Origin of the sequence: Brevundimonas sp., from assembly GCF_030656255.1 — a bacterium.
GTDB lineage: Bacteria > Pseudomonadota > Alphaproteobacteria > Caulobacterales > Caulobacteraceae > Brevundimonas.
Genome location: NZ_JAUSOE010000003.1, coordinates 1 through 8,636 on the forward strand (window position 1 = coordinate 1; position 8,636 = coordinate 8,636).

General features: G+C 67.9%; 10 protein-coding genes. 2 read left to right on the top strand and 8 right to left on the bottom strand.

The features are described 5' to 3' along the window. Positions 1–1,015: phytase (locus Q7J26_RS00075; protein WP_304934497.1), on the top strand; the 1,015-nt coding region annotated here is incomplete at its 5' end. A 20-nt stretch (positions 1,016–1,035) separates the two neighbouring features. Here the strand turns inward: Q7J26_RS00075 and Q7J26_RS00080 are convergent. The 5 genes from Q7J26_RS00080 to Q7J26_RS00100 all read right to left on the bottom strand — a co-directional run bounded on the left by Q7J26_RS00080 (position 1,036) and on the right by Q7J26_RS00100 (position 4,567). Then, positions 1,036–1,308 carry an HPr family phosphocarrier protein gene (locus tag Q7J26_RS00080; RefSeq protein WP_304934498.1) on the bottom strand — a complete coding sequence of 91 codons (273 nt, stop codon included), beginning with the start codon at positions 1,306–1,308 and terminating at the stop codon, positions 1,036–1,038. Further along, the gene (locus Q7J26_RS00085) at positions 1,305–1,709 is read right to left on the bottom strand and encodes a PTS sugar transporter subunit IIA (protein ID WP_008262883.1); all 405 of its coding nucleotides are present in this window, start codon (positions 1,707–1,709) and stop codon (positions 1,305–1,307) included. Before Q7J26_RS00085 ends, Q7J26_RS00080 begins: the two co-directional genes overlap by 4 nt. Positions 1,710–1,828: 119 nt before the next feature. Continuing rightward, positions 1,829–2,257 carry an HPr kinase/phosphorylase gene (locus Q7J26_RS00090; protein WP_304934499.1) on the bottom strand — a complete coding sequence of 143 codons (429 nt, stop codon included), beginning with the start codon at positions 2,255–2,257 and terminating at the stop codon, positions 1,829–1,831. Continuing rightward, on the bottom strand, positions 2,254–3,894 hold the full coding sequence (locus tag Q7J26_RS00095; protein ID WP_304934500.1) for a stimulus-sensing domain-containing protein: 1,641 nt from the start codon (positions 3,892–3,894) through the stop codon (positions 2,254–2,256). The genes Q7J26_RS00090 and Q7J26_RS00095 overlap by 4 nt, the downstream gene beginning before the upstream one ends. Continuing rightward, on the bottom strand, positions 3,863–4,567 hold the full coding sequence (locus Q7J26_RS00100) for a response regulator transcription factor (RefSeq protein ID WP_304934501.1): 705 nt from the start codon (positions 4,565–4,567) through the stop codon (positions 3,863–3,865). Before Q7J26_RS00100 ends, Q7J26_RS00095 begins: the two co-directional genes overlap by 32 nt. A gap of 200 nt (positions 4,568–4,767) precedes the next feature. On the opposite strand from Q7J26_RS00100, the gene Q7J26_RS00105 reads away from it, so the two are divergent. Next, positions 4,768–6,486 (top strand): hypothetical protein, encoded by a 1,719-nt coding sequence (locus Q7J26_RS00105; protein ID WP_304934502.1) that lies wholly within the window; start codon positions 4,768–4,770, stop codon positions 6,484–6,486. A gap of 3 nt (positions 6,487–6,489) precedes the next feature. On the opposite strand, the gene Q7J26_RS00110 is transcribed toward Q7J26_RS00105, so the two are convergent. From Q7J26_RS00110 to Q7J26_RS00120, 3 genes are all read right to left on the bottom strand, one after another. Continuing rightward, positions 6,490–6,855, bottom strand: a complete 366-nt coding sequence (locus tag Q7J26_RS00110; protein ID WP_304934503.1) for a zf-TFIIB domain-containing protein — start codon at positions 6,853–6,855, stop codon at positions 6,490–6,492. Positions 6,856–7,100: 245 nt separating this feature from the next. Continuing rightward, positions 7,101–8,309 carry an NAD(P)/FAD-dependent oxidoreductase gene (locus tag Q7J26_RS00115; protein WP_304934504.1) on the bottom strand — a complete coding sequence of 403 codons (1,209 nt, stop codon included), beginning with the start codon at positions 8,307–8,309 and terminating at the stop codon, positions 7,101–7,103. A 33-nt stretch (positions 8,310–8,342) separates the two neighbouring features. Further along, on the bottom strand, positions 8,343–8,636 hold a 294-nt coding region (locus Q7J26_RS00120; protein ID WP_304934505.1), incomplete at its 5' end, for an adenosylhomocysteinase.

Consider the following 8,636-nt stretch of genomic DNA (forward strand, 5'->3'; position numbering starts at 1 on the left):
GGGCGAGGGCGAAGGTTTCGTCGGGCCGGGGGCATCGGTTCAGGCGGTGTTGGAGACTCCTTCGGTCGGCACGGCCGGCCAGGACGCGGCCGATGATCCGGCCGTCTGGGCCTCGGCGGCGCCGGTCATGGTGATGGGCCAGGTCACGCCGGGCTTCGTGGCCGGGACGGACAAGAAGTCTGGCCTCTATATCTACGGCTTCGACGGCCGGATCCTGCAGTTCATGCCCGAAGGCCTGCTGAACAATGTCGATGTGGTCGAGGGATTGAACATCGACGGCCGGCCGCAGCTGGTGCTGGGCGCCAGCGACCGCACGCCGGGCAAGACGGGAATCTCGCTGTATCTGTTCGATCCGGCCGGGACCGGCCAGAACGGCGTACGGTCTTGGGGCGCGATCGCCACCGATGTGATCGAGCCCTATGGTTTCTGTTTCGCGCGGCGCGGGGCCGAGGTCCACGCCGTCCTGGTGGGGCACGAGGGCGAACTGCGCCAGTTCGTGCTGAGCGTCGACGCCGCCGGTCAGCCGGTCTCGCGCGAGGTGCGTCGCGCCGAGATCGGCACCATTTCCGAAGGCTGCGCCGCCGACGAGGCCACCGACGCCCTGTATATCAACGAGGAGAATGTCGGCCTGTGGCGCTATGGGCTCGACCCGGCGTCGGGCGCGGCGCGGACCCTGGTCCAGCCGATCGCCAAGGACGTCCTGGTCGCCGACGCCGAGGGCCTGACCACGCTGACCGACGGCGACAAACGCTATCTGATCGCGTCCAGCCAGGGCGATTCGACCTTCCCGGTCTGGCGCATCGACGGCGCCGCGCCGGAGTACAAGGGCCGGTTCAAGCTGGTGGACGGCGTGGTGGACGGGGTCACCGGCACGGACGGCCTGGCCGCCGCCAGCGGCGCGGTCGGCCCCTTCCCCGAAGGTCTGGTGGTGATCCAGGACGACGTGAACGACGTGGGCACCCAGAACTTCAAATATGTGGACTGGCGCGACATCCGCCGCGCCCTGGGACTGTGATCCGAGGGGGCTGAAGCCCCTTACTGATCCTCGTCGAACTTGCGCGCGACGAGGTCCGTCAGGGCCTCGATCGCCTCTTCGGCGTCTGCGCCCTCGGCGGAGACGTCGATGCTGCAGCCGATGCCGGCGCCCAGCATCAGCAGGCCCATGATCGAACGGGCGTCCACCGTGACGCCGTCGCGGGTGACCTGGATCTCGCTGTCGAAGCTGGAGGCCAGTTTGACGAACTTGGCCGAGGCGCGGGCGTGCAGGCCGCGCGTATTGCAGATGTCGAGGGTCGTCTTCACGCTCATTTTTCGCCCGCGAGCACCCAGGATGCCACCGAGATGTATTTGCGCCCGGCGTCCTGGGCGTGAGCCACGCAGGCCTCCAGGGTCTCGCGCCCGCGCACGCTGGCCAGCTTGATCAGCATGGGCAGGTTCAGGCCGGCGATGACCTCGGCATGGGTCTGTTCCATCACCGATATGGCTAGGTTGGACGGGGTGCCGCCGAACATGTCGGTCAACAGGATCACCCCGTCGCCGTCGTTCACCGCAGCAGCGGCGTCGACGATGTCGCGACGGCGTCGCTCCATGTCGTCATCCGGCCCGATGCATATGGCCGCGACGCCGCGCTGCGGCCCGACCACATGCTCCATCGCCGAAAGAAACTCCGAGGCCAGTCCCCCATGGGTGACGATAACCAGGCCAATCATGAGAACTTCACTCGCATCCCGCCCTGAACCGTCCCCGGACGTCCCCACGCCCGCCAGGGAGGCCGGACGCATCCGTTTTGGACCGCAAGGGGCGTGTCATAGACCCGTTATGCGCGGGTTCAAAGCGTCTGAAGCGCGACTGCGACCATCTCGACGGCCGAGGCGGGGCGAGGGTCCAGCGCCAGCAGAGGCAGGTCGATCCCGCAGAAGCGCCGTGTCTGCGGCTCTGGAAGCCGTTCGACCGCCTCTGGAACGCAGGCGACCGCCAGTGCGACACGGGCGACCAGCCGTGTCCTGACGGACACGATTCCGACGCCGCGCGCCTCGATCCGGCCGGCGATGGCGGCCGGGGCGGTCGCATGAAGCGCGCCGCCGGACTCCCACACCCGGGTATAGTCGTCGCTGACCAGCCGCCAGCCGCGCCCGATCAGCCGCAGGGCCAGGTCGCTCTTGCCGGCGCCCGACGGCCCCAGGATCATCACCGCCGTCCAGGCCCCATGGCGGCGGACGGCGACCGTGGTGGCGTGAACCGGCGACGGGGCGGTCATGAGCGACGACCGGGCGCGGAGGCGGAGGGCAGGCCGATCTCGAACCGGGCGCCGATCACCTGGCCGTTTGCATCGATCCGGTTGTCGGCCGTGACGCGGCCGCCATGCGCCTCGACGATCTGGCGCACGATGGACAGGCCCAGGCCCGAGTTGGAGCCGAAGGCCGCCCCCTTGGGCCGCGAGGTGTAGAAGCGCTCGAACACCGTCTCCAGATTTTCGGGCGGGATCCCCGGCCCCTGATCCTCGACACGGATGCGGATGGGCAGGTCGCCCTCGACCTCTTCCAGCACGACCCGAACCTCGCCGCCGGCGGGGCTGAAGGAGCGGGCGTTGTCGATCAGGTTGCGGAACACCTGTCCCAGGGGGCCGTCGCGGCCGGCGACCCGCAGACCCTGGGTCGGAGGCTCGAACCGGACGGGAATATCATCCGGCCGGGCGGTGGTGTCATAGACGCCGACGATATCGGTCAGCAGACGGTTCAGTTCGATGGCGCGGGGGCGGTCGCGCGACAGTTCGGCGTCCAGACGCGAGGCGTTGGAGATGTCGGTGATCAGCCGATCCAGGCGGCGCACGTCCTGTTGCAGCAGATTGGTCAGCTTCTCCCTCTGGGCGTCGGTCTTGACCAGGGGCAGAGTCTCCAGCGCCGAACGGATCGAGGTCAGGGGGTTCTTGATCTCGTGCGACACGTCGGCGGCGAACCGTTCGATCGCGTCCATCCGCGTGGACAGGGTGTCGGTCATGGATTCCAGCGACCGCGCCAGGTCGCCGATCTCGTCCTTGCGCTCCTCCAGGTCGGGCAGGGAGATGGCGCGCGCCCGCTGAAGCCGGACCTGGTCCGCCGCCGCCGCCAGCCGCAGCACCGGACGCGCCACGAACAGGTGCAACAACAGCGAGGCCAGCAGATTCACGGCCAGGGCCACCAGGGCGAAGGGCACCAGGGCGCGTCTCTGGTCGTCCAGGATCTCATCGACATTGCCGGCTTCCAGCGTCAGCACGCCCAGCACCTGGCGGACATGCCGGATGGGAATGGAGACCGAGACGACGCGGTCGCCGGATTCGTTGCGCCTGACGGTCGTCTGCGGCTCTCCGGCCAGGGCGCGTTCGACCTCGGCGGCGACCTCAGCCTCGACGGCCTTCTTGTGTTCGGCGTCACGAAGCGTCTTCTCGGCGACATCGCCTGACAGGGGCGTGCCCGCGGGACGCGCGGGCGGCAGGACCTGGCCGGGGATGTTCTCGGTCACCTCGTAGCTGTCGATGACCGGCAGGCCGTTGATGTCGTACAGGCGCACCCGCTGGCCGTTCGGCACGAAATTATCGCGCAGCCATTTCGACGCCTCGCCCACGTCCAGCTCCGGGGTCGGCACGCCCCGGCTGATGCCCAGTTCGCCGAGGACGTTGCCGAGCAGTTCGGCCTGGACGGTCAGCGACTCCTGACGCGCCTGGATCAGCCCCTGACGCCATTCGTTCAGCACAAGGGCGCCGCCGAACAGGATCAGCAGGCTGAGAAGATTGAGCGCCAGGATGAAGCCGCCCAGCCGCGAACCGCCGAAGCGGAACCTCGGCCGGCGCACAGGCTCCTCGTCGGGCTCGCGCCCGACGGGATGATCAGCTTTCGCGGTAGCGGTAGCCGACGCCATACAGGGTCTCGATCGCGTCGAACTCATTGTCCACGGCGCGGAACTTCTTGCGCATCCGCTTCACGTGGCTGTCGATGGTGCGGTCGTCGACATAGACCTGATCGTCGTAGGCGGCGTCCATCAGGTTGTCGCGGCTCTTCACGAAGCCGGGCCGCTGGGCCAGGGCCTGCAGCAGCAGAAATTCGGTGACCGTCAGTTTCACCGGCTTGCCGTCCCAGGTCGATTCGTGGCGAGCCGGATCCATGCTCAGCTTGCCACGCTTGATCGCCTTGCCCGAAACCTCGGCCGAGGGTTCGGGTTCGATCCCGTCCGCACCGGTGCGGCGCAACAGGGCCTTGACCCGTTCGATCAGCAGACGCTGGCTGAAGGGTTTATGAATATAGTCGTCGGCGCCGAGGTTGAAGCCGAGGATCTCGTCGATCTCCTCGTCCTTGGAGGTCAGCATGATGACCGGGATCTGCGAGGTCTGGCGCAGGCGACGCAGCACCTCCATCCCGTCCATGCGCGGCATCTTCACGTCGAGGATGGCCAGGTCAGGCGGCGAGCTTTCCAGCGCGGCGAGACCCGAGGCCCCGTCGTGATAGGCCGTGATCTTGTGGCCATGACTTTCCAGCGCCAGCGAGACGGACGCCACGATGTTCTCGTCGTCATCGACCAGGGTGATGTTGGCCAAGGTGGTCTTCTCCTGAACTTCCCGTTCCCGTGTACGAGAACGCACGGCAAGCGTAACCGTTCGATCACGGTCACATTAGGGCTAAGGCAGATGGGCCGCCAAGCCGCATGTTTCAACGATAGCCGGGTTCGTTTCCGTCGGCGCGATGAAAATTCGTCGTGAAAACCCCCCTTTAAAGCCTTGGGCTTCAATGATCCAGGATGGCAGGCCCGATCCACTACGAAGTCTATGTCCGAAAGACCGCTCCGGCGGGCTGGACCCTGTTGATCGCCACCGAGGACCGGAAACACGCCCTGGAAACGGCCGAGGACCAGCTGCACGACCGGCTGGCCGTCGCGGCCCGCGTCACCAAGGAGACGCTGGATCCGGACACGATGGAGTTCAACACCCTCAACATCCTGACCATCGGGGCGCCGGAAGAGAAGAAGAAGGCCAAGGTCGAGACGGGGGCTCGTCCCGCCTGCAGCGCGCCGGCGGAACTGTATGCGCCGCACGCCCGGGCCTTGATCGGCCGGGTGCTGGAGGACTGGCTGAAGCGCCAGGGCGCGACCGCCTTCGAACTGCTGCACCGGCCCGACCTGGCGGAACGGCTGGAGGCGTCGGGCGTCGAACTGCAGCACGCCGTCCAGAAGGTCGCCGTGCCGGAGAGCCAGGCCAGCGGCCAGGACCTGCATAGCGTCGTGCGCCATTATCAGCGGCTGTCTGAGGACGCGGTCGCGCGGCTGTTGAAGGCGGGACGTTCGGGCCTGTTTCCCTCCCTGGAAAAACAGTCGATCTCGGATCTGGCGGAGCGGTTGAGCGGATCGGCGGATCGCGCCTTCGTCATGGGCGGCGTGATCGCCCAGGCTCTTGCCGACCGCAAGGGAGCGCGGGAACGGCTGGACGGTCTGATGGACATGGTCGACGCTGCGCCGCCAGCCGGGCCGGCGCGCGCCCTGGTCGTCGTCGCCGTCGAACAGATCGCGGCGGAAATGCTGGCGGTGCGCGCGAACCTGGCGGAAATCCTGGGCCCCTCTCTGGACCATGGCGCCAGTCTGGCCGCCGTGGTGCGCATGGTGGCCCCCCGAGAGGTCGAGCGGCTGATCGGCCTGGATCCCCGCATGGCCCTGATGACGCCGGTGGTCGAGGGTCCGGCCGCGCGACTGGGCGCGCGCCTGACGGGGGGCGAGTTCCCGCTGCTGTCGGCGTCCCTGGCGCGGATGGTGACGCGCGAACTGGCCAGTCCGCGGCGGCTGCGGCCCAATGATCCGGTGGGCGAGATCGATATCCTGCGCACCCTCGCCATGGCCCTGACGGCGGCGGCGGGCCGGCTCCTGACCCTGGAGGAGGTGCAGAACGCTTTCGTCGACCGATCCAAGAGCCTGGTCACGCCCGATTTCGTCGCCGCCTATGTCCGCCAATGCCCGACCGTCCTGGCCGAGGCCGAACTGCTGACGCGGCTGTGCGAGAACGTCACCGGGGGCGCCAACAAGCGGGCGGCGGCGCGTTGGCTCAGCGCCTGCGTGGCCTCCGTCCGGCTGGAGAGCGAGATGCGTCAGTCGGCGCCGGGCGGCCCCAGCGTGTCGCAAAAGCTGCTGGTCCTGGCGCGATTGCAGCGGTCGGTGCGGGCCGTGCAACTGGGCGAACTGGATGAAAGACAGATTTCAACGGCCATCGGCGCCCTGGGCGGAACCCTGGAGGCGGACGCAGGTCTGCTGGCCCAGATCGGCCGGGCTCAGGCCACGCCGGTGCAGAAGCTGACGGCCCTGATGAAGATGACCAACGGCGAGACCGCGCCCCTGGGGCCGGCGGCGGACCGCGCCCGCGTTGAGGCGGTCAAGATGCTGCGAATCCCCGAAATCCGCGAGGCGGCGGACGCCGATACGGAAGCGTCTGCAGCGCTGCAGAGCCTGATGCAGGCGGCCCGGCTGAAGGTCTGAGCCTCAGTCGAAGATGTCGAAGATGCTGTCGCGCTTCTTCTTCTTGTAGCGATAGTCGTCGTCCCGATGGCGATCATCGCCGCGCCGGTCGTCCTTGTAGCCCCGGTCGTCCGCATAGGGACGCCCTCCGCCCCAGGGTTGGGACTGGGGCTGGGACTGGGGCTGGATGGGCGGGACATAGGCTTGAGGCTGAGGGGCGGCGGGAGTCGCAGACGCGCGACCGTCTTCGGCCGCCGAGGCCATCAGTTTCTCCAGTTCGCCGCGGTCCAGCCAGACGCCCCGGCAGGCGGGGCACATGTCGAACTGCACGCCGTCGCGATCCAGCGTCTGCATGGCGGAATTGTCGTTCGGGCACATCAAAAGGGGCATGGGGGCTCCAGATCCGGTGAAGAAACGGGCGCCGACGCGAAAGGCCCGGGGGGGACCCGTCGCATCGGCGCATCCGTACGGTGCGACATCGCGTCGAGCGATCCAACCAAAGCAGGGGAACTTCGGCAAATCGCGGCGACGCCAGAGGGGCCCGTTCCGCGAGGACAAAGCTAGGCGCCGGCCGGTCGCGCCGCCATGCGTCGTGGCGCCACAGGGGCTATCCCCTATTGAACCGCCACAAGGACCTAACAGACCTGACCGGCGGCCCAGCCGGAAGACCAGGCCCACTGGAAATTATAGCCGCCCAGCCAGCCGGTGATATCGACCGCCTCGCCGATGAAATAGAGGCCAGGAACCGTTTTGGCGGCCATCGTCTGCTGGTCCAGGGCGGCGGTGTCGATCCCGCCCAGGGTCACCTCGGCGGTGCGATAGCCTTCGGACCCGACCGGCTTGACGCTCCAGGCGTTGACCGCCTGGTCCAGCCGCCGCAGCGTCGCATCCGACAGATCAGCCAGATTGCCCGCCGCGCCTTCCCGCTCGCACAGGCTTTCCGCCAGCCGCCGGGGCACGATATGGCCCAGGGCCGTGTGGACGGCCTGGCGGCCGTTGGCGGTCTTGGCGGCCTTCAGCTCGTCGAAGACATTGCGCCCCGGCGCCATGGCCGCGACGACGGCCTCGCCCTCGCGCCAGTAGGAGCTGATCTGCAATATGGCCGGGCCGCTGAGGCCGCGATGGGTGAACAGCATGGCCTCGTTAAAACTGGCCTTGCGCGCCTTGGCCCCTTCGGGCGCCGAGGCGACGCGCGCGTCCACCGCCACGCCGGCCAGCGGGATCAGCGTTTCCAGCAGACCCGCCTCGAAGGTCAGGGGGACCAGGGCGGGGCGGGTGTCGGTGACGCGAATATCGAACTGGCGCGCGACCTCATAGGCCCAGCCGGTGGCGCCCATCTTGGGGATCGATTTGCCGCCGGTCGCCACGACCAGGGCCGTCGCCGTGACCTGGGTTCCGTCCGACAGATCGACGCTCCAGTCCTCGCCGGACTTGGTTAGGCGGTCGACGCCGGTCTTCATCTTCAGGGTCACGCCCGCCGCCGCCATGTCGTCGGTCAGCAAGCGGACGATCTGTTTGGCGCTGTCGTCGCAGAACAGCTGGCCCAGGGTCTTCTCGTGCCAGGCGATGCCGGCTCGGTCCACGCGCTTGACGAAGTCGTGCTGGGTGTAGCGACGCAGGGCCGAGGTGGCGAACCGGGGGTTCTCACCCAGGAAATTCGCCGGCCCGCAGCCCAGATTGGTGAAGTTGCAGCGCCCGCCGCCGGAGATGCGAATCTTTTCGCCGGGGTTGGCGGCGTGATCGACCACCAGAACCCGACGTCCGCGACGCCCGGCCTCGATCGCGGCCGTCATCCCGGCCGCGCCAGCCCCGACGACGAGGACGTCGTAAGACGCCCTCGTCACTTGGAACCTCGCAGTTCCGGCCTCGGGGAGAGCTTAGTAACGGTAGTGGTCCGCCTTGAACGGGCCTTCGACCGGCACGTTGATGTAGTCGGCCTGGTCCTGGGTCAGGACGGTCAGCTTGGCGCCCAGTTTGGCCAGGTGCAGCAGGGCGACCTTTTCATCCAGGTGCTTGGGCAGGGTGTAGACCTGGTTCTGATAGGACTTGGCGTTGGTCCACAGTTCGATCTGGGCCAGGGTCTGGTTGGTGAAGGAGGCCGACATCACGAAGGACGGGTGGCCCGTGGCGTTGCCCAGGTTCACCAGACGGCCTTCCGACAGCAGGATGAT

Bases quoted from the DNA above. Each gene is read 5' to 3' on its own strand.
- Q7J26_RS00080 (WP_304934498.1), bottom strand. From the start codon at position 1,308: ATGAGCGTGAAGACGACCCTCGACATCTGCAATACGCGCGGCCTGCAC.
- Q7J26_RS00085 (WP_008262883.1), bottom strand. From the start codon at position 1,709: ATGATTGGCCTGGTTATCGTCACCCATGGGGGACTGGCCTCGGAGTTT.
- Q7J26_RS00090 (WP_304934499.1), bottom strand. From the start codon at position 2,257: ATGACCGCCCCGTCGCCGGTTCACGCCACCACGGTCGCCGTCCGCCGC.
- Q7J26_RS00095 (WP_304934500.1), bottom strand. From the start codon at position 3,894: ATGGCGTCGGCTACCGCTACCGCGAAAGCTGATCATCCCGTCGGGCGC.
- Q7J26_RS00105 (WP_304934502.1), top strand. From the start codon at position 4,768: ATGGCAGGCCCGATCCACTACGAAGTCTATGTCCGAAAGACCGCTCCG.
- Q7J26_RS00110 (WP_304934503.1), bottom strand. From the start codon at position 6,855: ATGCCCCTTTTGATGTGCCCGAACGACAATTCCGCCATGCAGACGCTG.